This window comes from Coprobacillus cateniformis (assembly GCF_009767585.1).
GTDB lineage: Bacteria > Bacillota_I > Bacilli_A > Erysipelotrichales > Coprobacillaceae > Coprobacillus > Coprobacillus cateniformis.
Genome location: NZ_WSNW01000001.1, coordinates 756,796 through 782,605 on the forward strand (window position 1 = coordinate 756,796; position 25,810 = coordinate 782,605).

Below are 25,810 nucleotides of genomic sequence, written 5' to 3' on the forward strand. Positions count from 1 at the left end.
TTATTGATTATAATGACAAATCATTTTTTTAAATTCATCATAATTTATATCATCAATAATCATATCAAATAAATAATCTAATTGTTGAGATGTGCATGTTTTTAACCATTCTAAGTTGTCTACTTTGTATTTCTTCTTAACTAACTGACATGCTCTTTTCAAGTTTTCTTCTCTTTTACCTTGTTCAATTCCCTTTTCAATTCCTTGTTCAAGCCCTTTTTCAAGCCCTTGTTCAAACCCTTTTCTTGTTCCCTCACCTATCTTAGATTCTGCCCATAGTCTATCCCTTTGTATCGCTTTATAATAGATATACTCCTCTAATGAGATAAACCTATCATAGAGTTCCACTGCTTCCTTTGCTACCTCACTTGTCTGTTCCTCCTTATGATTATCCTCCTGCTCAAACAATCTCATTAACTGATAAAAATCACTTCTTGCCAATTCCATACTTACCTCCTCCATTTTCTTAGTCTGTAAAAAACTCATCACAATCAGTCCATTATACAGTTCCTTCTCATACTTCCCATCAATCAGTTCTACCTCATGCCAGAGATGTTCAAAATTCCTTATCGGATTTCCCGTATAGATAATAAGAGAATGAACCTTTCTCATATCCTGATACTGTACTCCCTCCTGTATCTGCAGATCTATCATACTCATTGTATAAATCTGAAACCTCGCCAGCTCTGCTGCTGAGATATAGCCATTCTGCATCTCAATGTTATAGAGATTTCCTAAATGATCCTTGAGTGTAATATCCAGGACATATTTCTTGCCATCCTTATGAGAGGGATACCTCTCAGAATTGATAACATCAACAGTTTTCAATTCCAATCCCGATAAATGCTCAGCAATGCATAATCGCACCATCGGACTGTGAATCAAAAGATAGTGAAAAAAATAATCAGTACAAAAAGAAATAACCTGTTCATCCATATGAATACCTTCTTTCCAGGAGAAAAACCCTCCTACTTCTATATTCATAAAAAGAAGTCCATTTTTCTTTTTTTATTTACACTTTTTTCAACTTTTATAAGTACATTATACTTCGTATGACAGATATATGCAATAAGCAAATAAAAAAGATTTAACGATTATCGTTAAACCTTATTTTCTAGCAAAAAAATATTTAATATTTCTTCATATTTTAGGAATAGCTATCCACAAACTGAGCAACTTTATTCTCTTTTCCAATAACAGCTATTGTATCCCCTGCTTTTAATAGATAATGTGGATCTATATCTGTATCAGTTATTCCATCATGATGAATAGCAATAATATTTAAACCAAAGTTTTCTCTAACTCTCATTCCAATAATAGATTTACCAATCATTTGCTTTGAAATTTCAAACTCTATAATCTCAATATCCTTACCAATAGAAATATAATCAACAAGATTCTCTCTTAAAATTTTCTTTGCAAGCCTTAAAGCCATATCTCTTTCAGGATAAACAACTTGTGCCCCAAGTTTTTCTAAAACTTCTCCTTGATCAGCATTTGTTGCTTTTGCAATGACTTTTGAAACACCAAGATTAATAACATTTAAAGTTGTTAAGATACTGACTTCAATTCTTTCACCAATACACACAATAACAACATCACAATTTTGAACTCCCACTTCTTCAAGAACATCCTTTGTAAGTGTCTGTGAAACAAAAGCATACTCAGTATATTCTCTTAACTCCTTCACTCTATCCTCATCTCTATCAATACCAATAACTTCTTTTCCTGCCTCTGCTAACTTTTTAGCCAAAGGCATACCAAATCTACCTAAACCTATAATTGCATAACTCTTTTCATTTGTCATATAATTACCTATCCTATCATAATATCTTCTGCTGAATATACAGCTGTTTTTGGTTCCTTATAAACACCCAAAGTAACAATAGTCATTGCTCCAATACGACCAATATACATTGTTAAGATAATAATAATTTTTCCTAAAACACTTAAATGTGATGTAATACCAGTAGATAACCCAACTGTTCCAAATGCTGATGTACTTTCAAATAACAATTGCATAAAAGTAAATCTAGGCTCTACAATACACAATAAAAATGTACTGATAATGACAACACATAAAGATAAAATTGCGACAACAAAGGCTTGCATAATAATACCTTCTGATATTCTACGTTTAAATGAAACACAATGCTGGTGAGTCATAATGCTCTTCATAACATTACCAATAACAAATAATGTACTTGTTTTAATACCACCACCTGTAGAACCAGGTGAAGCACCTATAAACATTAAGATGACTAACACAAATAACCCAGCATTTGTAAAGTTCCCTAAATTATATGTTGAAAACCCTGCAGTTCTAGCTGAAACACTTTGGAAAAAAGCTCCTAACCATGTTACATTTTCAGTCAGCTTAATTAATAATGTACCAATCACAATAAGCGCAATACTGACTGATATAACTGCCTTAGAATGAAATGTTAATTTTTTAAAAGACTTTTTATTTTTGACATCAATAATAACTAAAAAACCAATTCCTCCAAAAATAATTAATCCACTTGTAACTAAATTTAATAAAATATCATTTTGATAAGGAATAAGATTTGTAAGTCCTCCCAAAATATCAAAACCTGAATTATTAAATGCTGCTACAGAATGAAACAAACTAATACCTAAAGCATCTAATGGAGGATAATCTTGAACAAAAACAATAAAACTTAAGATTGCCCCAACAAGCTCAAATAATAATGTTATTTTCAAGACATACTTCACCAATTTAACTAAACCGCCATAACCCCCAATATTCCATGATTCTTTAATCAGTTTTCTAACCTTAAATCCAACACGTTTACCAGCCGCTAAAATAATTGTTACCCCAACACAAGTTACACCTAAACCGCCAATTTGGATTAATAAAGCAACAACTGTTCTTCCAAAAACAGTAAAATGTTCTGCTGTATCAATAGCAATTAATCCTGTCACACATACAGCACTTGTTGATGTAAACAACGCATCTATGAATGAAACAGTCTGATCATCACGGACAGAAACTGGCAACATTAATAGAATAGCTCCTACTAAAATAACACTTGCAAATCCAAATGCAATCAATCGTGGAGGAGATGAATGTTTAACATACTGATTGACTTTCCTTAAAATTAATTTCATATTTAAAATCGATCACCAGGCTTTCTTTAAAATAAAAAAACAGATTCTAAAAAGCGTGAATCTGTCTTGTCATCATTATGGTATTATAAAGTTTTACTCATATAAGTAAAACTTGAATGATACACATAAAATCATGTTGAATAAATAAAGCAATTGCTTTATGACAGACTCCACCACATATTCAACATATTCACTTTACCACTTTTTATATACACTATCAATCCTTTTTCTAGATGTATTCACTAAGATTTATTTTATGAATTCTTTTCAACTTCTTCCTTGATTAATTTCATGGCTGCAACAGCTTTTCTAATTTTATAAAAACTTTCAGCAATGTTAAGTCCATGATCTCCTATACGTTCAAAATCAGTTAGTATTTTCGTATAAATGACACTATTTTCTGTCGTACACTTCTTTTCTTTAAGTCTTAATAACTGATTTACACTAAATTGATGATGCGTTTTATCAATATGTTCTTCTATGACATCAACCTTATCTACAATATTTTTAAACTCATCATAATTAATGATTTTGAGTTCATCTAGAATATTGGTACAAAGATTACTCATCATTCCTATTTCTTCTACAGCCTCATCAGAAAAATGTTTATCTTCTTCATGCAGTAATCTTGCTCTCTTGGCTATATTTATAGCGTGATCTCCGATTCTTTCTATATCTGCTGATACTTTCACAAACAAAGCAATAGCTTGTGAACCCTCTAGAGGAAGTTCATTAGAAATAGCAGAAGTTGTAAAATCAACAATTTCTCTATTGAGATAGTCAATATATTCTTCATTTCTTAGAAGTTGTTCATATTTTTCTTCTTTATAACTTATTATTAACTCAAACGATTTTCTAACATTTTCAATTGCGACATCTAACATATTCTGACTTTCATTAAATAACTGAGTATTGGCTATAGCACTCGTTCCAATATGATAATCATTTGTAAAAATAGAGAAATCTAGATGCTTTAATGTCATTTGAGCTTCTTTATCTTTCTTCTTAGGAAGAATTATAAATGTAAAATCAACTAACTTTTTACCAAATGGTAATAATATAATTGTTGTGACAATATTAAACACAGTATGAACATTAGCGATTTGGGCAGCTACATTCGTTGGTGTTAAAGATTGCATAAAATATGCAAAATCAGTTGTCATACATATAAGCACAAAAATTGCAGTTCCAATCATATTAAAAGATAAATGTATAACTGTAGTACGCTTCGCATTCCTACTTGTTCCAATAGATGCAAGTACAGCTGTAATACAAGTTCCAATATTTTGACCAAACAATACATAGATAGCTGTTGGTAATGTAACAACTCCACTCATCGCTAAGGCTTGTAAAATTCCAACAGATGCTGACGAACTTTGAATGATAGCAGTAAAGATTGCTCCGACAGCCACACCAATGAGAGGATTCTCAAAATTAGAAACAATATGAATAAACTCTGGTGAGCTTCTCAATGGTTCCATAGCAGTTGACATCATATTCATTCCTATAAATAAAATTCCTAATCCAGCTGCAATTGTTCCAAAAGCATCTAATTTCTTACTTTTAAAGAAAACAATTAATGCTACACCTATAAATGCAATAACTGGTGCTAATGCAGTAATATCTAATGCAATTAATTGACCAGTAATCGTTGTTCCAATATTGGCTCCCATAATGACCCAAACAGCATTCTGTAAACTCATAAGTCCTGCATTGACAAAACCAACAACCATAACAGTTGTTGCAGAAGATGATTGAATAATAGCCGTAATTAAAGCTCCTACTGCAACACCCAAAAAGCGATTTGTAGTTAACTTCTCTAGTATAGCCTTCAACTTATTCCCAGCGGCCAATTCTAATCCGTTAGACATCATTGTCATTCCATAAAGGAATAATGCTAATCCCCCTGCTAACGCAAATACATTTGATAATTCCATTTTTCTTCCTCCCTTTTGATTACCAAAATAAAAGACAGATTTCTCCTTAAAAGGATGGAATCTGTCTCTTATTTTCGCAATCAAAAATACACATTTGTTGAATAAATAAAGTAATATACTTTATGCCAGACTCCACCACATATTCAACAAAATATTCAATTATTCTTCAATCATTTCTGGTTTCACCATTTTCATAGCTGCAACAGCTTTTCTAATTTTATAAAAACTTTGTGCAATATTCAAACCATGGTCACCAATTCTTTCAAAATCAGTTAATGTTTTTGTATAAACAACACTATTTTCTGTTGTACATTGTTTATTTTTTAAACGAATCAATTGATTAATACCAAACTGATAATTCGTTTTATCAATATTCTCTTCTATGATATCTACTTTATCTACAAGATCTTTAAATTCATCATAATTCATGATCTTTAATTCATCTAAAATATTTGTACACAAACTGCTCATAATACCAATTTCGTCTAAAGCCGTATCAGAAAAACGTCTATTTTCATCATGAAGCAACTTTGCTCTAGCAGCAATGTTCACAGCATGATCACCAATTCTCTCTAAGTCAGCTGAAACCTTAAGGAACAAACCAATTGTTTGTGAACCTTCTATTGGAAATTCATTTGAAATCGCATTTGTTGTAAAATCAACAATCTGTTTATTTAAATAATTTATATACTCTTCACTTTTTTGCAGTTTTTCATATTTTTCATCTTTATAGCTAATCATTAATTCAAAAGACCTTCTCACATTATCAATAGCTACATCTAACATATTCTGTGTTTCATTAAATAATTGCGTATTCGCAATTGCACTTGTCCCAATATGATAATCATTTGTAAAAATAGAAAAATCCAAGAATTTTACATCCATACGATCTTCATGACCTTCCTTTTCAGGAAGAATCTTATATGCTAATTGAACAAGCTGTTTACCAAATGGTAATAATAATATTGTTGTTGCAACGTTGAAAACTGTATGTACATTAGCTATTTGAGCAGGAATATTTGTTGGTGTTAGTGCCTGCATCCATTGTGCAAATGGAGTTAACATACTAATAATAACAAATATAATTGTTCCTATAATATTAAAGGATAAGTGCAAAATAGTTGTTCTCTTTGCATTTCGCCCTGTTCCAATAGAAGCCAATACAGCAGTAATACATGTCCCAATATTTTGTCCAAATAAAACATATATTGCAGAAGGTAAAGTAATAACACCACTCATGGCTAATGCTTGTAAAATACCAACTGAAGCCGATGAACTCTGAATAATAGCAGTGAATAATGCACCTACAGCAATACCTATTAAAGGATTTTCAAAATTAGAAACAATACTTACAAATTCAGGTGAACTACGTAATGGTACCATTGCACCTGACATCATTTCCATCCCCATAAATAAGATACCTAGCCCCGCTGCAATTGTACCAATTGCATCCAATCGTTTACTCTTGAAAAATGCAATTAACGCAACACCTATAAATGCAATAACTGGAGCTAATGCAGTAATATCTAATGCAATTAATTGTCCCGTAATTGTTGTTCCAATGTTTGCTCCCATAATAACCCAAACAGCATTTTCTAGTTTCATTAATCCAGCATTGACAAACCCAACTGTCATCACAGTCGTTGCTGATGAAGATTGAATGAGTGCAGTGATCAATGCACCCACTCCAACACCTAAGAAACGATTTGTTATTAATTTTTCCAGGATTGTTTTCATTTTATTACCAGCAGCAAGTTCTAATCCATTGGACATCATAGTCATCCCATATAAGAATAAAGCTAAACCGCCAAGCAATGCAAATATATTAGATAATTCCATCTCTTTCCTCCCTATGATTTACAACAAAAGATTAACATTTCATTAACACAATGTAAATAAACTTAACATAAACTTAACATTTCTACGCCATTTTTTTTCATTTTTTGACAATTCAATAAAAAAAGAAGCATAATTGCTCTTTATTATGAATTTAATGCTTTTTGGATAATTCCTTCAAAATCACTTGTTGCAAAATCTACAGTTTCAATTGTCATAACCTTATTTCCATACTTTTCTCTATATTCAGGTAACATATAAGCAATTTGTGGCGCAAGTAAAATTATATCATACTCATTAGCAACATTATCAATATCACTATAACCAACCGCATCTACCTGTATTCCTAAATCCCTATGATTCATCATCTCTTGAATAGAATATGCAAAATAAGATGTCGTTAACCCTCCACTGCAACTTAATAAAATCTTCTTAATATCTGTTTGATGCACATTCATGTCATGGTGCTCAGATGAAGGCGTTGTTAAATAATGAAAGAAAGTATTGAACTGTTGTAGACTTGAATTCATATCATGCATTTGAAAATGTAAATAAAATATATTTTCATGACTCTTCGTATCTTTCACAGTTAACTCAACAATATTCTCATCATGAAACTCAATAACACCATAAATATCTCCATTATCTATCCAAAGTGTACAACATTTGTTATGACATATTTTGACTCCTTCATGATTTTTCACCCAACGATAAACAACTGGACACATTAAATCTTCATAAAATTCATTCATCTTCATTCCTCCCTCTTTTTTCATCCGTATCTTACCACTTGGAGTTAACTCTAAGTCAAGTGTTTTTCAAAAAAAGAAAAAAAGAAGGTATTTCCCTTCTTATAAATCACAAATGCCTGTTCCTTCTCCATACATTGCATACCAGTCACTATTGAAATCATCTACTGCTTTTTCAATGTTTGGATTCTTGAATATCGCTTTTAACACCTCTACTGGTGCTGTAATGGCCTGTGCCCCATAATTGAATGAATCTCTAACCTGTTGTACGCCTTTGAAACTGGCTGCAATAATCTTACAGTCATATCCATCCATTGCAATACGATTTGATAATTCATTGATCAGTTCCATTGGATCACTTCCTAAGTTCCCTATACGATTCACATAAGGCGCAATATAATCCGCTCCTGCTGCTAGTGCCATATAAGCCTGCATCAAATCATAGACTGCTGTCGCTGTGACATTGATGCCTTCTGACTTTAAAATCTTGATGGCTTTGACTCCTTCATATGAAACTGGAACCTTGATATAAACCTGATTATCAATTTCTTCTAAAATACGATGAGCTTCTTTGACAATTGTCTCACAATCCTTAGAAATCACTTGTACGTGTAAACTTCTCTCTTTTCCGATGATATTTCTAATCTCTCTCATATGATCAAAGAACTTTGCTGGGCTTGTTCTTTTGACAATTGAGGGATTACTTGTTACTCCCACAATTGGCATATGTTCTACTGCATCCTTAATTTCTTCTAAATCAACTGTATCAATAATAAATTCCATTTCTCTTTTCTCCTATTCGATGATTAAATTTTTTATACCTGTCTGATAAATCAAATCATAAAAATGCTGCATTTGTTCTTGATTAAACATTTTTAAGTCTGTTGACAAGCCATATTCTAAACCTACAAGTGAATACTTAGATGAAGCTAATGGATTATAATTCAATAATTCATACTTGACTTCTGGATAAATATTCACTAAGAATTCAGATATCGCTGTTATATTGTCATCAGTTGCACTCATTGATGGAATCAATGGTGTTCTGATAATAACCTTATCTCTATGTTGACTTTCTAATATATATTTTATATTGTTTTTAATCAGATGTGAAGAGACACCTGTATATTGTTGATGTTTTTGATGATCATATATTTTTAAATCAACGTAGATTAAATCTAAATAAGGTAAAGCTTGTTTCATCAAATCTAATGAAACATGCAATGATGTTTCAATTGCTGTATGAATCCCCTCTTCATGACAACGTTTTAAGATTTCAATCAAGAAATCACCTTGCATAAAGGGTTCACCACCAGAAAAGGTTACACCGCCTTCTTCACGAAAGAAAACTTCATCCTGTTTTATTTTTATCATTAATTCTTCAATATCATACAATTCACTATCATAACGAATGGCTCCAGTGGGACAATACTTTACAAGATTATCAAAATTTTCACACTCCTTATTGAAATAAGGACGATCATTTTGATAAGTCATTTGACCATCATTTGCATATTGCTCACAACGACGACAATGAATACAACTCTTTTCAAAATAAATGGGGTTGCGTTTTGAAGATAATCCTTCAGGATTTTGACACCACACACATCTCAAGGGGCAGCCCTTAAAGAAAACTGTTGTCCGAATGCCATGACCATCATGAACTGCAAATCTTTTGATATCAAAAACAAGTGCTTTAGATATCTTCATAAGCTGTTCTCTCAATAATTTCATCTTGCAGTTTACCAGCTAATTCTACAAAGTAAGCTGTATAGCCTGCCACACGAATTGTTAATGACTTATGACGTTCTGGATGAACTTTCGCATCTAATAAATCTTCTCTTCTTACGACATTAAATTGAATATGAGGAATTTCCAAATCCACAAAGGCACGTAAGAAATTCTCAAACTTACGCATTCCTATTTCTGTTTTGAAGAACTCAGGTAAGAATTTCATATTTAAAAGTCCACCATTTGTTGTCAGAGTGTTCTTCATGCGTGAGACAGATTTTAAAACAGCTGTTGGCCCTGATAAATCACGACCATAGACTGGTGACATTCCACCATCAGCAAGCGGTGTCAAAGCATTGCGACCATCTGGAGATGCTCCAACATTCTCTCCCATTGGAACATGTGCAGAAACTGTATACATACCTGTATGATATGGACCCCCACGATAATTTGTAAATTCTTTCATTCTCTCTCTAAAATATTCAGCCCACTTGGCACCAAGATGATCAACCCATTCAATATCATTACCATATTTAGGCGCCTTATTTAATAACATTGCCTGTGTAATGTCATGACCCTTAAAATCATCTTGCAAAGAAACAAGCAATTCATGCTTTGAAATCATCTCTTCTTCATAAACTAATTTTTGAATAGCAGCCAAGGAATCAGCTAAATTCGCAACCTGAATCATTTGAATACCTGATAAATTATATTTCGCACCACCACGAGTGACATCCAGGCCTTTTTCTAAACAGTCATCAATCACAGTTGATAAGAATGCAGATGGTAAGCATTCTTGATGAACTTTTTCAACAATAACTTCAGCCTTCATCATTTCTTCAATAAAATAATCAACTTGTTTTTGAAATGCATTTTCTAAATCCTGAAATGTTTGATAAGTTTCAAGACTTCCTAAATCCAATCCTATCTGATTCCCAGTCAATAAACATTTTCCATGATTTAGGGTTAATTCTAAAGCTTTATTCAAATTAAACATGGCGGCATCTGACCATCCTAAATTATTTCCATGAGTTGTCAATTCAACACAACCAACAATTGCATAATTCAAAGCATCTTGAGGTTCAATGTTTAAATCATCAATCATTGTTTGCACAATAGCTTCATCATTAAAAAATTGAGGCATACCACTGCCTTTTGCAACAACCTTGATTGCTTCTTGCATCAATTCATGTGATGAATGTTTATTCAAACGAACTGATAAGTTTGGTTGGGGTAATCCTAAATGATATTGCGCTTTCAAACAAAGTAAAGATATTTCATTATATGTGTCTTGACCATTTTCATCTAATCCACCAATCGCAATATTAAAGCCAATAGGAAATCCAGCAAAGTATTTCGCACTATGTTGATTTCTTAAATAGACAATTTCATTAAACTTTAACCATAAACATTCTAATAATTCTAATGCATATTGATCATCAATAATTCCAGCATTTTTATCCTTTTGATAAAATGGATAGAGGTATTGATCTATTCTCCCTGGTGAAAATGATGAAGCATTTGATTCCATGTGTAGAATGACAAAGAGAAACCATAAAGACTGTAAAGCTTCATGAAATGATTCAGGTGCACGCTTTGATAAATGCAAACAATTATCTGCAACTGTTTGTAGTGTTGCTTGATATTGTGATTCAACATGAGGAAGCATCTCTTTTATATAATCATGATACCTTCGCATAAATGTACATGCTCCCTGTAAAACTAAAATTGTACATTCATAGAATTCCTTGTGCTCTTTGGAGCATGTCTTTAATTTCTCTTGGGCCTTTTTGATTAAGCCTTGTGGTCCTAATTCTAACCAGAGCTTGGAATCTGGACAAATATGTCCTTGCGCATGATCTTTTTGATTAATTTTCACAACCTTAGCCATAGCATCAATCTCTTGACCATACTGATGACGAATAACATCTTCCATAGAATGACCTTTCCAATATGGATAAATCACTTCTTTAAATTCTTGAATATCTGCTTCTTTTACAAGAAACTGATCTTGTGGACGATAAGGTAAATTTTCGATTTCGTTATAAACCCATGAACAGCCACTTTCAGGAAAAACAACACCATAACGAACACCTTTTGTTCTATTCCCAACAATCAGTTCTTCTTTTTCTACACCTATTTCTAATTCTTCTAACGCCGCTTTTAAAGAGAGAGCTCTTTTCATAGGAATCGACAAATCTTCATTTTGCTGATAAACACGTGTAATAATTCTTGCTTGTTCAATAGAAACATAGCGTGGCTCATTCACCATCTTTTCTTTTAAAGTTTTCACACGATTTGTTTGATATAACCCTTCCATAACTTCCTCCTATATGATAACTAAACCATAATCTTCTAAATCTTCTTTGATGTTTGTATGAAGTTCTTTAGAAGTCAAGAGACCACTCACATCATTCAAAGAGGCAAACACAAAGCTGCCATCTTCTTTAAACTTTCTTTCTTCACATAATAAATAACTCATTTGACTTTGTTGAATAAGTGTTTTTTTCATAAAACCATCATCCACATGATAAGTTGATAATTGTCCTGTTAATGTATTCACACCAACAACACCTAAAAAAGCTTTATCGATTTTAAATAATTGAATCATTTGAACAGAAAGAGAACCCCAAAACCCATCGCATTCCTGATTTAACTGACCACCAATGAAAACAATGGAAATATGAGAACTATGACTGAGAATATTTAAGACATCTATCATATTTGTCATGACTGTCATCTGTAATGAAGATTCACTTAATAATTTTGCAATTTCAACACTTGCAAGTGAAACATCTAAAAAAATGGTATCCCGCTCATGAATAAGTGTCATGGCTTTTTGAGCAATCAGAACTCTTTCATGATTAGGTGTATTTTTACGTTCTTCACTATTATACATATGAGGATTTTGGCGAACACTAACTGCTCCTCCATACGCTTTTTTTAATAAACCTCTTTTCTCTAATATAGCTAAATCTTTTCGAATACAGTCTTCTGTCACTGCAAACTTGACACTTAAATCCTTGACTCTCACACTGCCTTCTATATTCACTTGGCTTACAATACTTTCTTGTCTTTCTTGAGCAAACATATATTCTCCTTTCTTATCGTTTATTATTATTTATTATTGATTTATCTTTATTATAATTCTTTTTAAAGAGATTTCAAGACTTATTTCAATATAAAACAATAAAGATTAATAATAACATAAAAGAAATGAGAGTTTGACTCCCATTCACTTTTTATTATCCTATATACGGTTTAAAGAATTTCAATATCTAACTCAATGTCATTATCTTCTCTTTGAACTTGTTCTTTCGTTTCCTTCTTGAGAATACCCATCAGGATCGCACCAACAATTGCCCCTATACAAATAGCCAAAACATAAACCAATGGATTGGTTACAATCGGAGCAACAATAAATCCTCCCCAAGGAGCTGGATTACCCGCACCAAACATCATTGCAATCACTGCTCCTAATCCGCCACCTACCATACAAGAAGGTATGACACGGAGTGGATCGGTTGCAGCAAAAGGAATTGCACCTTCTGAAATAGAAACACAGCCCATAATTAAAGCTGCCTTCCCAGCTTCTTTTTCTTCTGTATTAAATTTATTCTTAAAGAGTAAAGTAGACAATCCACAGGCAAGAGGTGGAATTGCACAAGAAACTCCTACAGCTGCCATAATTAACAATGATGATTCATTAGGCAAACCAGTTGCTGGATTGATATTAGATAACATGGCTGTTCCAAATCCATAAGAAACCTTTCCAATTGGACCACCCATATCAGTACAATTCATCATTCCAAGAATAAGTGCTAAGAAGATGGCATTTCCAGTACTCATGCCTTCTAAGAGATCTGTTAAGAATGTCATTAAAGCTGCAATTGGTTCACCAACAATAAACAACATTATTGATGAGACAATTAACCCTCCTACCAATGGTATGACAAAGATTGGCATGACTGATCTTAATGAACTAGGCACCTTAATCTTTTTTAAATAACTGACAACAATCCCTGCCAAAAGACCTGAAATGATTCCACCAATAAACCCAGCCCCAATATTATTCGCAATAAAACCTCCAATAATTCCTGGCGCTAACCCAGCACGATCACAAATAGAATAGGCAATAAAACCTGACAGAATAGGAACCATTAAACCTAATCCTGCTGATCCAATAGTAGCAATCTTTCCCAATGCACCTTCTGTTGGAACAGCATGTTCTCCTCCAATCAAAACACAAACCGCCAAAACGACACCACCTGTAACCACAAATGGAATCATATATGAAATTCCAGTCATGACATGTTTTTTTGTTTCCCTTAATATTTTCATTATTTCTTCCATGATAATTCTCCTTATATTTGATCTTCTAATAAAGTCACAACATCTTTAGGATCTTTTGCAGTTGCTAACTTCTGACGAAATTCTTCATGAATTAATTTTCTTGATAATTGGGCAATGATTCGCAAATGTTCATCACCTTGACAAGACTCTGGAATTGCCAATAAGAATACAAAGCGGACGTCATCACCATCTAAACTTTCCCAAGCAATATCTTCTTCTAATCTTCCAAAGGCGACTGTTGAAGATTTAACTGTTGAGCTTTTTCCATGTGGAATCGCAATTTTAAACCCAATTCCAGTAGATGTCATATTTTCTCTTTCAAATACACTCACTACATACTCCTCATAATTCTCTATTCGCTTAGCTGATTCAACATTTCTAGCCAGTTCCTTAATAGCCTCTTCCTTTGTTTTTGCTTTCATATGTAAATTAACAAGTTCTTCATTCATGATACAAGACATAATTATTCCCCATTTCTCACACTAACGTGTTGCTAGTTCTATATTTGACACTGCAATATCTAAAGCTTTTTTGGTATCAGTATTTTTGCCAAACAAACCACTTGTTCCCACAATAAAAACATCTACACCCGCTTCATACAATTGTTTATAATAATTTTCATTACAGCAGCCATCAACTGCAATACTATAATGATAATGATTTTCTTCTCTATATTGCTTAGCTTCAGCTATTTTTTTTAATGTTGCTTCTACAAATGGCTGACCAGCAAATCCTGGATCTACGCTCATTATCAATAAACGATCAATAATATGTGCATATGGTTTAATGATTTCTAAAGAAACTGCTGGATTGATAAAAACACCAAATTGGACATTCTGAGAATCTAAATAGCGCTTCATACGATAAACCTGCTTTTCAATAATTTCTGGAGGCATAGTTAATATTTTTGCTCCACTTTGACAACACAGTTCAATCAAATCCATATCAATATTATCTACATATAAATGAGCATCCATAGGAATATCTGTTATCTTTGAAATCTGCTCCATAAAGCATGGTGCCAAAGACATATTTTTACAATAATGCCAGTCAATAATATCAACATGGTATTCATTAGCTTTCATATTTAAAATCTTAATCTCATTTTCTATATTTAACAGGTCTATGCACATCAATGATGGCGAGAGTTTCACTTTCATTGATCAATCCTACCCAAACTTTTCTTTTAACTTAGCCATAATTGCACCTGCTTTGTTAATACAATCACCTGCACTGACTCGAACCACAGGCTTTCCTTTAAATCTTTCTTCATTTTTAATACCAATATTATTTGTTAAAATCACAGCATCTGCTTCTAAAATAGCATTCTTATCTAATTCATTTTCAATCCCAATAGACCCTTGTGTTTCAACAGCAATCTCTATCCCCTTTTCTTTAGCAGCAACTTCCAAACTTTCAGCAGCCAAGTAAGTATGTGCTACTCCAGATGGGCATGATGTCACAGCAACAATTTTCATTTTCTAATCCTCCTCCTTATTGATTAATACTTTTTATAAATTCATCTTTTGTGTTCATTTTAAAATATTTTTCAACATCTTTTCTTTCTCGAATGAATTGATAAAGTTCTCCTAAAAGATTTCTTACATTTGCTTTATCTTTTTGATTGATATTGATTAAAGCCACAACATCAATCTTTTTATCATTCCATAATATCTTATGTTTTAAATTAACAATAACTATTTTTGTTTCTCGTGTATATTCAATCGATGCATGAGGAATGGCAACTCCTGAATCCAATGCAGTCGTCCCTATTTTTTCACGTTCTAAAATAGATTTTTCAAATCCCTCTTTCACATATCCAGCTGAATATAACTTTTCCATCACAAACTTTAAACACTCATCTTTATTCTTGAATTCCATATCCCAAAAAATCATTTTCTCTTCAATATATTGTTTTAAATATTGAAAGTGCTCAATTTCTCTTTCATAGTCATCTTTATAAAAGAAATTTGCATATTTCTCTGTGATCTTTTTTAAATCTGAATTGGATATCAATGCACTCACTTTAATGATAGGAATATCTTCAATATCTAAATCAATTGTTGAAATAATCAAATCTATTTTCCTTAAATCACGCTTCTTTAAGGCATGGTATGTTGTAATTTCAAGAGTATCTTGAGCAGGAATCGCTTTTTGAATTTTATGAAAGATTAATTCTGATGTTCCAATCCCACTTAAACACACTATTAATATTTTTTTACCACCTTTATTTCTTTCTAAAGCAACTTGGAAATAAACTGTCAAAAAAGCAATTTCATCTTCCGTTAAAATGACCTGATATTGAGATTCAATTTTATAGACACTATGTGCGATAATTGAAAACAATATAGAATACTGTGTCTGGATTTCATGTAGTAAAGGATTCTTAATATTGGCATTCATACGCAATCTATAGATCATAGGTGTAAAATGAAACAAGAGACTTTTGAGCAGCTTCTGGTCTTGATTAAGATTCACTTTTAAGATTTCACTCAATTGATTGATAAGTTCTTGAATGGAACTTAAATATATTGGATTGACTGGAACTTCTTTTATCTTTATTTTTAAAGCCATCAATTGTTTATTTATATAATCAACATCTTGACTTTCATAAACGATTTGAAACTGACTACAAATACGTTTTAAAAGTTCTTCTGCTAATATATAAGAATCTAAATATTTCATTTCTTCAAATAAAAAATCTTTTTCAATATATGGGTGTTTGCCATACTTCAGTCTTGATATAAAAACAATTAATGTTATGAACATACGCCTTGAATACTTATGAGAAACATGAAGCTGATACTCACCAATAAATTCATGAAATATCTGATAAACACCATCAACAATCTCGCCTTCTATAAATAATTTTAAGAGAGATAAATCTTCTTTTTGTAATGTGTCTTCACTTCTTTTCTTCTTTAATGAAAGTCGTTCTTCTAAATACGTGACTTGACAAAGTTGTTTGTGATATTCATCACCAATAACGTATGTTCCTTTTTTATCAGAAACAAGCTGAATAGAATATTTCTTAAAGAAATGTTGGATTTTTTCTAAATCCTTTGTAATAGAAGATGTACTCACCATAAAATAATCAGATAGTTTTTGATAAGTCAATGTTTGTTCTTCGAGAATGAGTTTTTGAATAATAATAAGTTGCCTTTCTAATGTACTTAAAACCTCTACACCATTAAGTGAATGTAATAAGTCTATCTTATCTTTTTGTGAACCAATCAATCGAATTCCTCTTCCCTGTACTTTATGAACATATAAATCACTATCTTTGAGTTCTTCTTCTATGAACTCTAAATAATTAAAAATGGTTCTTGTAGAAACATTTAGGCCCAAAGCAAAGAAGGATACTGTTTGATAATCATCTTCTTCAATCATTTTTTCAATTAACTGAATAGCTTTTTTATTCATAAATATCCTCCTTTCTACACATTTTATTTTATCACTTTTTGTCGAAATTGATATCTCAATTCACTTCATCATCAATCATGCAAAAAAAGAATATATATAATAACCACTATACAAACGAGTAAAAAAAAGTAACATCACGTATGATGTCACTTCTCAACAATCCATATCTTATATATAATTCATCTTTATAATCACATAAAAATAAATATTTAATCAATTTACTCAATTTCTTTAACGACACGACAAGGGTTCCCAAATGCTACAACATTTTTAGGAATATCTTTATTTACAACACTTCCAGCCCCAATAACTGAGCCACTTCCAATTGTCACACCAGGTAACACCACAACATTCGCCCCTAACCAAACATTATCTCCAATTGTAATTGGTTTTGCTTTTTCATAACCAGCATTTCTTTTTTTATAATTTAAAGGATGAATAGCTGTGTATAAACCAACTGATGGACCAATAAAAACATTATCTCCAATCGTAATCTTTGCACCATCCATAAAATAAGCATTGGAATTAACAAAAATATTTTTACCAAGTTGAATATATGGTCCACAATCACATAAAAAAGGTGGAACAATTTCTAGATTCTCAACTTTGGCTTGAAAAATGTCCTCAAGAATGCTCTGACGCTGTTTTAATTCTAAAGGATCTGTTTGATTATATCGATAACAAAGATGATGCGTATTCAATCTATCCTTAACAACTTTTGGATCATGATTAGCGTCATACCACATTCCAAGTAATGCTTTTTCTCTTTCAGTCACTTCAGGAATATCAAAGAGTTCTAACAATGTTTGAATAACGCCATGTTGATTATTTGATGGAACAACGCGATAAGCAACTTCCTTAATCGCTTGACTTCCATTATCCATTGCAAATCCATATTTCACTTTTTCAATCATTTCCTTGTCATTACCACCATCACCAAATGCTACACACTCGTCTAATGAGATATGATATCGTTGACAGAGAAATTCAATTGCTGATCCTTTATGAAAACCAGGAACAATTAAATCAATGCTTCCATGCCCGCTTGATACAGGCTGAATAACATGGCCTAAATCTTGAATAAGGTCTTTTAAGATATCTTCTGTTTCATTTTCAGGTACCATTAAAGCAATTTTTAAGATTGTATCATTGATTTCTTTTAATGATTCAATGATTTCTAAACGATAATAATATTTTGAATAACAATCATAAAATTCTTGATCCCCATTTAAAAGATAAGCAGATTTCATTCCACATAAACATATACGAATATGTTTATTTCTTTGTAATCTTTGAATAATAATATCTAGATTTTCATAAGGAATTTCATTATGAAAAATGTCTTGTTTATTTTCAATAATCAATGCACCATTTTCACTAATATAAGTGAGTTCATCTTGGAAATCATCAAAAAAAGATTTTAATTGATAATATTGATTTCCACTTGCAACAACAAAGTGTATTTCATTTCTTTTCAAATATTGATAAATTTTTCTAAAGATACTTCTTTGATAATTCATTTGAGAATCCAAAAAAGTTCCATCCATATCTACCGCTATAAGTTTAATCATCTTATCTACTCCTTTTTATAATATTAGTATTATAATCTAAATATCAACGCATGAAAACAAATATCAGATGATTTTCAAGACTTGAAATTATTAACCCACTGATTGAGAAAAGGAACTTATTCTAAAGCCCCTTTCACCTTCTTTTTTGTTAAACAGCGCTCTTGTCGGTTTGCTAAAGCATGTATTCTTCCTTGTAACAAGATTTGTCTCCCTTGAGTATTTCGTGTATAAATAACATCATATCTTCCAATAAAGGGTTTCATATATTGAGCAAATATCTGGGCATCTTCTTTACGTTTCGCAAAAATTTCTGGAATAACAAAATAACCTTCCATTTTACGTTTCTTTCTTGATTTATATAAAATATATCTCTGATTATCAATTTCTCCAAAAAATTCATATACACATTTAGCAAATAATGTCTTATCATGACCAGTCCCACCAGCTAAGTAAACAACATGATAAATCCCCATTAATTCAGTCTTAACAATGCAATGAAGTGATTCTAACTGTCCCGTTGCCTGCATAGCCTGGAGAATACCTTGTCCAAATATTTGTAAACGTGATAAAGGATTTTTATATAGCACAATCTTTTTAGCAAATATAAATAAACAATAAAGTACGATAAAAAGATAAAGTCCCAAAATGATAGCCATTGTTCCTAAAATAGGTAACAAACTTATTCCCAGTATCATTCCTAAAACACCACAGATCAATGTCATGATAAAATGTCTAATCGCATCTGTTAAAATAACTGCTGTGATCATTTTTTCTTTAACCTCTACATCTTCAACCACTTCCATTTTATCATATACAGCCAAAGATTGATTCCAACGTTTTTTTAAATGATCCCTATTTGATGATAATTGTAACATTTGTTTATTTGTCAATTGAATATTATGCTGGTTCAAAGGTAATTTGATGGCAGTTAAACGTTCTGTTCCATTTTCAATAATATTATCAGTATAATGTAATCCTAAGAAATGTTCCATACGACGACATAATGTCTGATAGTCTTCACTTGCTTCTAAACCTTCTAAAGTTTTCGCCTTCTGAGGGTCAACACAAACCAAATGCCATATATGACTTGTTTTCTGTGGATTATTTGTGAAAGTACGTATTGCTCTTCCACGCATCTGATTACTTAACATAAAAGAGCCAACAAAACTAGCAAGTATAAGAGTATTGACACAAGGGGAATCCCATCCCTCTCCAAGCAGTGATTTTGTTCCAATTAAGACCTGTATATAACCCATTTCAAACAACGAACTCACTGCCCCTACTATAGAATGATTATTTCCACTCATATTGACTTTTACATATTCATTTTGACTTATACATCCAAGAGATTCAAAAGAAATTCTTTCAGGTTCTTCAACAAGCATTTTTAATTTTTCTTTTGCATGACTAGGAATAATCACCATCGTACCACAGAGAACTCCCAATTGGATATTCTCCTGCTGATTTTCATTTTCTCTTCTTAATAATTCAAAAAATGGTAAAACCCCTAAATTATGAACATCCCTTGAATCATCACCAACTGCTTTTTCATATTCACTGCGTATATAATCTGTTAAGATTAATAATCTTAAATCATCTTTCATACATTTGTATTCATGAAAAACAATATCTTTTATACTGTCACATTTACCAACTGATTTCACTAACATTTTTTCAATTGCCTGATTCACAACAATAGTCACTTGATTTCTTTCAATAAAACCTAGAGACTTTAATTCTTTGATAAGTTCCTTTTGATAATCTTCATCTATATGATATGAAAATGTATCATCATATAATAACCCTTGTAATAAAATCTGTAACCATTTCACTGACATCTTTTCTAACTGTTTATAACCTAAAATCTGTTTAAATTGGGTTGGATAACTTAACTTCTTTTCTTCTAAATAAATAAGTAGTGCTGATAAATATTCTGGCTTTTCTAATAAATGATCTAAATCAATATGTCCATGTAAACATTGATGTGACTGAATAACAGATTGAAACTGTAAATCGTTCATGATTCTTTGAAGAAGAACTTCTCCATTTTCTTTGAATACTTTAATCTCCTGTTGTTCTTCTTTTGTTGGATAATTAAAATAAACATAATCTTGATGAGGACATAGACTCCCCTCCTTTACCAATTCAGGGACAGTTATTTCTTCATCAATTTCACCACACATATCAATGTAACGAGTCCACATAGATAGCGAAGAATCATATGGTGGAGTCGCAGTTAAAGCAATCGTATAATCCCACTTTAATTCCTTTTTAAATGTTTCTAATGATTTCCACCATTCATTACGTAAATGATGACACTCATCTAAACATATTGTTTGTATTTTAGCATCTTGAATTGCCTGTAAGAGATGATAATCGTGATAATCAACTTCTTCTTTTCTCTTTATTCCCTCATCATCTTCTTCAACAAGTTCTCCCTGATATCCTGACATGGCACTATGGATCGCTTGATATGTTGTCACTGTAATAAGTTTTAAATCTTTAATATCCTGTGATATGTAGTTGCTTGCTACAATACCTTGACATAAAAAGGCTTCTTCAATTCTCTCTACCCATTGTTCTCGTATTGTTATTGTTGGAACAAGAATAATAGCTGGTTGATCTAATAAACGAATCAATTCAATGCCCAGTGTTGTTTTTCCAGAACCAGGAGCTGCAACAATATGCACTTTTCCATCACGTTTATATTCTAAAAAATGGTCTAATACTCTTTTTTGATAAGAACGCCACTCTCCACGAAACTCTAATATATGATCATATAACATAATATCCCTCCATCGTTATATTCATCTTATCATAATTAAGTCTCTTTTTGTTTTTTAACGGGAAAAAAGTCTCTTATAAATAAAGAATACATTTGTCTATATAGTTTATTGTCTTAAAATATATAGTGAATTATCCTTGTAAACATCTTATATTACATATTTTGCCTATCTTGTAAAAGATGCAAGAAGTCTACGACCAACTTCTTGCTCCCTGTCATATGTAACATACTTTTTTGCATCTTTTTAAAAAAAAGAAGTCAAACAAACAGATATTCATGATATCTATTCATTTGACTCCAAGAATTTCTGCACTTTGTGATAAAATTGATTAAACACATAAACCTGTTTAAATTATTTGACCAAATCTCTAAATGAAATCACTTCTACCCCTTCTTGATCTAACCATTCTTTTAATTTTGTACTTGTTACCAAGGTATAATCTTTTAAACGTTCATCTATCATTGATGAAGTCACTGATAAATCATAATCAATAAATCCTGGATGTGTCACAAGTAAATTCAATCCATCTTTTATTTGATAATCTCCCTTTATAAACATATCTTCAAAATGGTTATTATGTTGTTGATAATATTCATATTGTTTCATTGCTTGCTCATGAATAGACTTATCAAAACATTTATCATATATGCATACTGGAACCTGATATTCTTGATAAACTCTTAAAACTGCATTAATGAGTTCTGGAACTTCTAAAACATGTAAGTCAATATACTCAGGTAACTGTCCTACCCAGTCAATATATCTTTCTATTTGATACTTTGCTTCTAAATATGCTTCATCTTCATTAAATAATACTTCACCTTTAATAAGCTGTTCTCTTCTGAAACGACTAGAGATAAAAACACCATTTTCATCAACTAATGTTGGAATTTGATCAATTGGTGCTAATGCTTTTCCATTGGTTACATTTACATGCAAACCTAAGCATAATCCTTTATGTTTCTTTGCAAGTAGGATAGCTTCTTTAGCATAAGGCATATTGATCATAATGGCCATACTATTGACAATACCTTTTTCATAAGCTGATAGCATTCCCAAAGTCACACCTTCACTATATCCTAAATCATCACCACGTACTAATAATTTTTTCATATACTACCTCTATTCTTTCTTAGAATTATATCTTTATTGATATATTTTTCATTCATAATATCTACAAAACATATTCCTCGTTAACACTAATCGTCTTTCAAATTTAATCTTAATGTATGTCCTCATAAACAAAATGAGTTCTTTAATCAACTCTCTTCATACTGCGACTGGCAATCATATCAATACCTAATCCAAAAATATCTTTGACAATAATATCTTTTTCATGAACAGGAGCAGTCACAACAACTTCTTTAAGTAATTTCATTGTTTCTTCTATCTTATCAAATGGTATTGGAGCAGAAGATATAACTGGTATTTGATGATAAATAGCATTTTTAATCACAACCGTTGTTGTTAACATACGTGTTGGATGAGTCATTTCAGCAATTGCATACTGCTTACCTCTTGGACAAGTATTTCCACTCACTTCAATTTCTTCACCATCTTGCCTGATTGTTAGATGACAGCCAATTGGACAAGTGATACAAACCATCTCTTTTAACATACTTTCACTTCCCATTCTATATCTCCTTGAATTTGTGACAAATCACTAGCTTTTAAAACGACTTTTTCCATTTCTGCTGGTGCAACACTGCGTTTTTTCACAATCTTTTGAAATTCACCACTTTTTATAATAATTTGACAATTCTTATGTGGTGCCTGTACCCTTAATGAGCATTCTATATCTCCTTGAGCATGTTCATGGATGATTTGAGGTAAAACATAAGAAATTCCATCTTTAGCAATTTGATTGAAAACATTTCCAGTCGTAGTTTTTCCTGAGATATATTGAACTGCATAATAACCTGCTTTATTGGCTTCAGATGTCACAAAGTCAACAAGATCGTGAACATGTAAAACATTACCACATGCAAAAATACCAGGAATGGATGTCATATAACATTCATCAACAATAGCCCCTTTTGTTTGGGGATGAATTTTGATACCAGCATCCTCACTTAATTTATTTTCTGGTATCAGACCAACTGATAATAATAAAGTATCAACCTCAAACTCTTTTTCAGTATCAGGTATAATTTGACGCTTTTCATCGACAGCTGAAATAATCACCTTTTCAAGGTTATCTTTTCCAACTATTTTTGTTATTGTATGACTTAAATAAAGAGGAATATCAAAGTCTTCAAGACATTGTTTGATATTTCGTGCCAACCCATTAGAATAAGGCATTACCTCAGCAACTCCTAAAACCTTTGCACCCTCAAGTGTCATTCTCCTTGCCATAATTAAACCAATATCTCCACTTCCTAAAATAAAGACTTTTTTCCCAACTAAATAGCCATCAAGATTCAAAAATTTTTGGGCTTGTCCAGCATTATAAATTCCATTTGGACGTGTTCCTTTAATATCAATAGCACCACGTGTTCTTTCACGACAACCCATAGCTAAAATAATGGCTTTTGCTTGAATCTCAATATATCCTTTTTTTGGAGAAACAACAGTTAGTGTTCGATCATCTCGCATCTCAATGACAGTACTCTCTAACCAAATTTCAATATCCGGATTATCCTCCACACGATCAATAAAACGCTGGGCGTAACCTGGTCCACTCAATTCTTCTTTAAAAGTATGAAGCCCAAAACCATTGTGGATACATTGTTGTAAAATTCCCCCACATTCAACACCTTGTTCAATAATTAAAACATCATGGCACCCATTTTGACTCGCTTCATAAGCTGCTGCCAGTCCAGCACTTCCGCCACCAATAATCACTATATCATGTGTTTCCATTAAAGTGCCTCCTTTGCCTTAGCGGGTAAAATTTCTGTATGTTGCCCTTTATATTCAATACTTTGTTTATCTTTATGAAGTTCTCTGGCAAGTATGGTCAGGACTTCTGGTGAACAAAATCCTCCCTGGCAACCTCCCATTCCTGGTCGACAACGCTTCTTCACACCATCAATTGTTGTGGCACCAGCATAGCGATGAATGACATCAACAATTTCACCTTCACTAATCTTTTCACAACGACAAATTATTTTTCCAAAACGTGAATCTTTTTGTATCAACTGATTTTTTTCAGTTGGCGAAAGATGTTCTAAAACAATATCAGGTCGACGTTTTTGATAATGGTCTTTCTTTATCATTTGAAATCTTTTTGCTACAAATGTGTCTTTCACATATTTAGCAATTGCAGGCGATGCTGTTAAGCCTGGTGATTCTATACAAGAAACATGAATAAAATTTTTATAATGAGAATCTTCTTCAATCACAAAATCCCCTGTATTTCCTGTTGGTCGAAGACCTGAAAATGTTCTAATGATTTTTTGAAAGGGAATATCTTTCACTGTTTTTACAACATTCTTTTTCACTTCATCTAAAGCATGAGTTGTTGAAACATCATCTTTATCAGATATAGGTTCGCTGTTAGGACCCAGTAAGACATTCCCATGAATTGTAGGAACAACCAAAACACCTTTTCCTTTTGAAGAGGGAGTTGGATAAATAATATGATTCACAATTGGTTCAGTTAATTTTCCAAGAATATAATATTCACCTCTTCGAGGTGTGATGTGATAATGTGTATTTTCGAGATAACTTGCAATCGTATCTGCATAGACACCAGCAGCATTCATCACCATTTTTGCATCAATAGAACCTTTATTTGTAAAAATCCGATATCCCTCATTAATTTCTTTAATTCCTTTGACTTCATGATTTAAGAAAAGTTCAACGCCATTTTCCATTGCTTCTTCTATAGCTGCAATCGTGACTTTCCAAGGTGTAATAATTCCTGTTGTTGGAAGTGATAAAGCTTCTATAACAGTATCTCCAATATGTGGTTCTTCTGATATAATCTGTTGTCGATTCAATCTTGTATAAGGAATTTTCCTTTCTATCGCTTGCTTTTCAAGTCGGTCTAAAGTTTGTGATTCCTCATCACTTGTTGAAACAACAAAGGCACCAATTTGTTGATAGTCAACTTGTAATTCATTACATAAATCTGGAAACATACGATTTCCTTCTAAATTAAATCTTGCCTTTAAAGTTCCAGGTTTCGGATCATGACCTGAATGAATAATAGCACTATTTGCCCCAGTAGACTCCAAAGCAACATCATTATTCTTTTCTAAAACAGCAACATCCAATTGATACTTTGACAATTCATGAGCGATTAAACTTCCTGTAATTCCACATCCAATAATCACAATATCTTTCAC

Annotated in this window: 21 protein-coding genes; all 21 read right to left on the reverse strand. The window is 32.0% G+C overall.

The window, feature by feature from the left end:
* The 21 genes from GQF29_RS03835 to GQF29_RS03935 all read right to left on the reverse strand — a co-directional run bounded on the left by GQF29_RS03835 (window position 1) and on the right by GQF29_RS03935 (window position 25,810).
* Window positions 1-936: a PD-(D/E)XK nuclease family transposase gene (locus GQF29_RS03835; protein ID WP_017144125.1), complete on the reverse strand. Its 936-nt coding sequence runs from the start codon at window positions 934-936 to the stop codon at window positions 1-3.
* Between the two features lie 211 nt (window positions 937-1,147).
* A complete protein-coding gene (locus GQF29_RS03840; RefSeq protein WP_008788093.1) occupies window positions 1,148-1,807 on the reverse strand; it encodes a potassium channel family protein in 660 nt (219 codons plus the stop codon).
* Between the two features lie 8 nt (window positions 1,808-1,815).
* The gene (locus GQF29_RS03845) at window positions 1,816-3,132 is read right to left on the reverse strand and encodes a TrkH family potassium uptake protein (RefSeq protein ID WP_008788092.1); all 1,317 of its coding nucleotides are present in this window, start codon (window positions 3,130-3,132) and stop codon (window positions 1,816-1,818) included.
* A 254-nt stretch (window positions 3,133-3,386) separates the two neighbouring features.
* Complete coding sequence (locus tag GQF29_RS03850; RefSeq protein ID WP_008788091.1) at window positions 3,387-5,069, reverse strand: Na/Pi cotransporter family protein; 1,683 nt, start codon at window positions 5,067-5,069, stop codon at window positions 3,387-3,389.
* 159 nt (window positions 5,070-5,228) lie between these two features.
* Window positions 5,229-6,908 (reverse strand): Na/Pi cotransporter family protein, encoded by a 1,680-nt coding sequence (locus GQF29_RS03855; RefSeq protein WP_008788090.1) that lies wholly within the window; start codon window positions 6,906-6,908, stop codon window positions 5,229-5,231.
* A 143-nt stretch (window positions 6,909-7,051) separates the two neighbouring features.
* Entirely contained in the window at window positions 7,052-7,657 is a 606-nt protein-coding gene (locus tag GQF29_RS03860) for a PTS sugar transporter subunit IIB (RefSeq protein WP_017144124.1), read from the reverse strand.
* Window positions 7,658-7,756: 99 nt separating this feature from the next.
* Window positions 7,757-8,437: a fructose-6-phosphate aldolase gene (locus GQF29_RS03865; protein ID WP_008788088.1), complete on the reverse strand. Its 681-nt coding sequence runs from the start codon at window positions 8,435-8,437 to the stop codon at window positions 7,757-7,759.
* Between the two features lie 12 nt (window positions 8,438-8,449).
* The gene (locus GQF29_RS03870) at window positions 8,450-9,364 is read right to left on the reverse strand and encodes a glycyl-radical enzyme activating protein (protein WP_017144123.1); all 915 of its coding nucleotides are present in this window, start codon (window positions 9,362-9,364) and stop codon (window positions 8,450-8,452) included.
* Window positions 9,351-11,705: a glycyl radical protein gene (locus tag GQF29_RS03875; RefSeq protein WP_008788086.1), complete on the reverse strand. Its 2,355-nt coding sequence runs from the start codon at window positions 11,703-11,705 to the stop codon at window positions 9,351-9,353. Before GQF29_RS03875 ends, GQF29_RS03870 begins: the two co-directional genes overlap by 14 nt.
* A 9-nt stretch (window positions 11,706-11,714) precedes the next feature.
* A complete protein-coding gene (locus GQF29_RS03880) occupies window positions 11,715-12,476 on the reverse strand; it encodes a DeoR/GlpR family DNA-binding transcription regulator (protein WP_008788085.1) in 762 nt (253 codons plus the stop codon).
* 170 nt (window positions 12,477-12,646) lie between these two features.
* Window positions 12,647-13,738 carry a PTS fructose transporter subunit EIIC gene (locus tag GQF29_RS03885; protein WP_008788084.1) on the reverse strand — a complete coding sequence of 364 codons (1,092 nt, stop codon included), beginning with the start codon at window positions 13,736-13,738 and terminating at the stop codon, window positions 12,647-12,649.
* An 11-nt stretch (window positions 13,739-13,749) separates the two neighbouring features.
* The gene (locus tag GQF29_RS03890; RefSeq protein WP_008788083.1) at window positions 13,750-14,199 is read right to left on the reverse strand and encodes a PTS sugar transporter subunit IIA; all 450 of its coding nucleotides are present in this window, start codon (window positions 14,197-14,199) and stop codon (window positions 13,750-13,752) included.
* A gap of 21 nt (window positions 14,200-14,220) precedes the next feature.
* Window positions 14,221-14,898, reverse strand: a complete 678-nt coding sequence (locus tag GQF29_RS03895) for a beta/alpha barrel domain-containing protein (protein ID WP_008788082.1) — start codon at window positions 14,896-14,898, stop codon at window positions 14,221-14,223.
* A 9-nt stretch (window positions 14,899-14,907) separates the two neighbouring features.
* Window positions 14,908-15,216 (reverse strand): PTS fructose-like transporter subunit IIB, encoded by a 309-nt coding sequence (locus GQF29_RS03900; RefSeq protein ID WP_008788081.1) that lies wholly within the window; start codon window positions 15,214-15,216, stop codon window positions 14,908-14,910.
* A 16-nt stretch (window positions 15,217-15,232) separates the two neighbouring features.
* On the reverse strand, window positions 15,233-17,161 hold the full coding sequence (locus GQF29_RS03905) for a BglG family transcription antiterminator (RefSeq protein WP_008788080.1): 1,929 nt from the start codon (window positions 17,159-17,161) through the stop codon (window positions 15,233-15,235).
* A gap of 218 nt (window positions 17,162-17,379) precedes the next feature.
* Window positions 17,380-18,732 carry a Cof-type HAD-IIB family hydrolase gene (locus GQF29_RS03910; RefSeq protein ID WP_008788079.1) on the reverse strand — a complete coding sequence of 451 codons (1,353 nt, stop codon included), beginning with the start codon at window positions 18,730-18,732 and terminating at the stop codon, window positions 17,380-17,382.
* A 116-nt stretch (window positions 18,733-18,848) separates the two neighbouring features.
* Entirely contained in the window at window positions 18,849-21,518 is a 2,670-nt protein-coding gene (locus tag GQF29_RS03915; protein ID WP_008788078.1) for a DEAD/DEAH box helicase family protein, read from the reverse strand.
* A 351-nt stretch (window positions 21,519-21,869) separates the two neighbouring features.
* Window positions 21,870-22,631, reverse strand: a complete 762-nt coding sequence (locus tag GQF29_RS03920; protein WP_054325403.1) for a ChbG/HpnK family deacetylase — start codon at window positions 22,629-22,631, stop codon at window positions 21,870-21,872.
* Between the two features lie 142 nt (window positions 22,632-22,773).
* On the reverse strand, window positions 22,774-23,151 hold the full coding sequence (locus tag GQF29_RS03925; protein WP_008788076.1) for a DUF1667 domain-containing protein: 378 nt from the start codon (window positions 23,149-23,151) through the stop codon (window positions 22,774-22,776).
* Complete coding sequence (locus tag GQF29_RS03930; protein ID WP_008788075.1) at window positions 23,130-24,380, reverse strand: NAD(P)/FAD-dependent oxidoreductase; 1,251 nt, start codon at window positions 24,378-24,380, stop codon at window positions 23,130-23,132. The genes GQF29_RS03925 and GQF29_RS03930 overlap by 22 nt, the downstream gene beginning before the upstream one ends.
* Entirely contained in the window at window positions 24,380-25,810 is a 1,431-nt protein-coding gene (locus GQF29_RS03935; RefSeq protein WP_008788074.1) for an NAD(P)/FAD-dependent oxidoreductase, read from the reverse strand. Before GQF29_RS03935 ends, GQF29_RS03930 begins: the two co-directional genes overlap by 1 nt.

What these genes read in the sequence shown, in the direction of transcription:
- GQF29_RS03890 (WP_008788083.1), bottom strand. Translation starts at nt 14,199, where the DNA reads ATGTCTTGTATCATGAATGAAGAACTTGTTAATTTACATATGAAAGCA.
- GQF29_RS03860 (WP_017144124.1), bottom strand. Translation starts at nt 7,657, where the DNA reads ATGAATGAATTTTATGAAGATTTAATGTGTCCAGTTGTTTATCGTTGG.
- GQF29_RS03885 (WP_008788084.1), bottom strand. Translation starts at nt 13,738, where the DNA reads ATGGAAGAAATAATGAAAATATTAAGGGAAACAAAAAAACATGTCATG.
- GQF29_RS03870 (WP_017144123.1), bottom strand. Translation starts at nt 9,364, where the DNA reads ATGAAGATATCTAAAGCACTTGTTTTTGATATCAAAAGATTTGCAGTT.
- GQF29_RS03895 (WP_008788082.1), bottom strand. Translation starts at nt 14,898, where the DNA reads ATGAAAGTGAAACTCTCGCCATCATTGATGTGCATAGACCTGTTAAAT.
- GQF29_RS03835 (WP_017144125.1), bottom strand. Translation starts at nt 936, where the DNA reads ATGGATGAACAGGTTATTTCTTTTTGTACTGATTATTTTTTTCACTAT.
- GQF29_RS03915 (WP_008788078.1), bottom strand. Translation starts at nt 21,518, where the DNA reads ATGTTATATGATCATATATTAGAGTTTCGTGGAGAGTGGCGTTCTTAT.
- GQF29_RS03865 (WP_008788088.1), bottom strand. Translation starts at nt 8,437, where the DNA reads ATGGAATTTATTATTGATACAGTTGATTTAGAAGAAATTAAGGATGCA.
- GQF29_RS03855 (WP_008788090.1), bottom strand. Translation starts at nt 6,908, where the DNA reads ATGGAATTATCTAATATATTTGCATTGCTTGGCGGTTTAGCTTTATTC.
- GQF29_RS03900 (WP_008788081.1), bottom strand. Translation starts at nt 15,216, where the DNA reads ATGAAAATTGTTGCTGTGACATCATGCCCATCTGGAGTAGCACATACT.
- GQF29_RS03910 (WP_008788079.1), bottom strand. Translation starts at nt 18,732, where the DNA reads ATGATTAAACTTATAGCGGTAGATATGGATGGAACTTTTTTGGATTCT.
- GQF29_RS03920 (WP_054325403.1), bottom strand. Translation starts at nt 22,631, where the DNA reads ATGAAAAAATTATTAGTACGTGGTGATGATTTAGGATATAGTGAAGGT.
- GQF29_RS03930 (WP_008788075.1), bottom strand. Translation starts at nt 24,380, where the DNA reads ATGGAAACACATGATATAGTGATTATTGGTGGCGGAAGTGCTGGACTG.
- GQF29_RS03905 (WP_008788080.1), bottom strand. Translation starts at nt 17,161, where the DNA reads ATGAATAAAAAAGCTATTCAGTTAATTGAAAAAATGATTGAAGAAGAT.
- GQF29_RS03925 (WP_008788076.1), bottom strand. Translation starts at nt 23,151, where the DNA reads ATGGGAAGTGAAAGTATGTTAAAAGAGATGGTTTGTATCACTTGTCCA.
- GQF29_RS03850 (WP_008788091.1), bottom strand. Translation starts at nt 5,069, where the DNA reads ATGGAATTATCAAATGTATTTGCGTTAGCAGGGGGATTAGCATTATTC.
- GQF29_RS03880 (WP_008788085.1), bottom strand. Translation starts at nt 12,476, where the DNA reads ATGTTTGCTCAAGAAAGACAAGAAAGTATTGTAAGCCAAGTGAATATA.
- GQF29_RS03840 (WP_008788093.1), bottom strand. Translation starts at nt 1,807, where the DNA reads ATGACAAATGAAAAGAGTTATGCAATTATAGGTTTAGGTAGATTTGGT.
- GQF29_RS03875 (WP_008788086.1), bottom strand. Translation starts at nt 11,705, where the DNA reads ATGGAAGGGTTATATCAAACAAATCGTGTGAAAACTTTAAAAGAAAAG.
- GQF29_RS03845 (WP_008788092.1), bottom strand. Translation starts at nt 3,132, where the DNA reads ATGAAATTAATTTTAAGGAAAGTCAATCAGTATGTTAAACATTCATCT.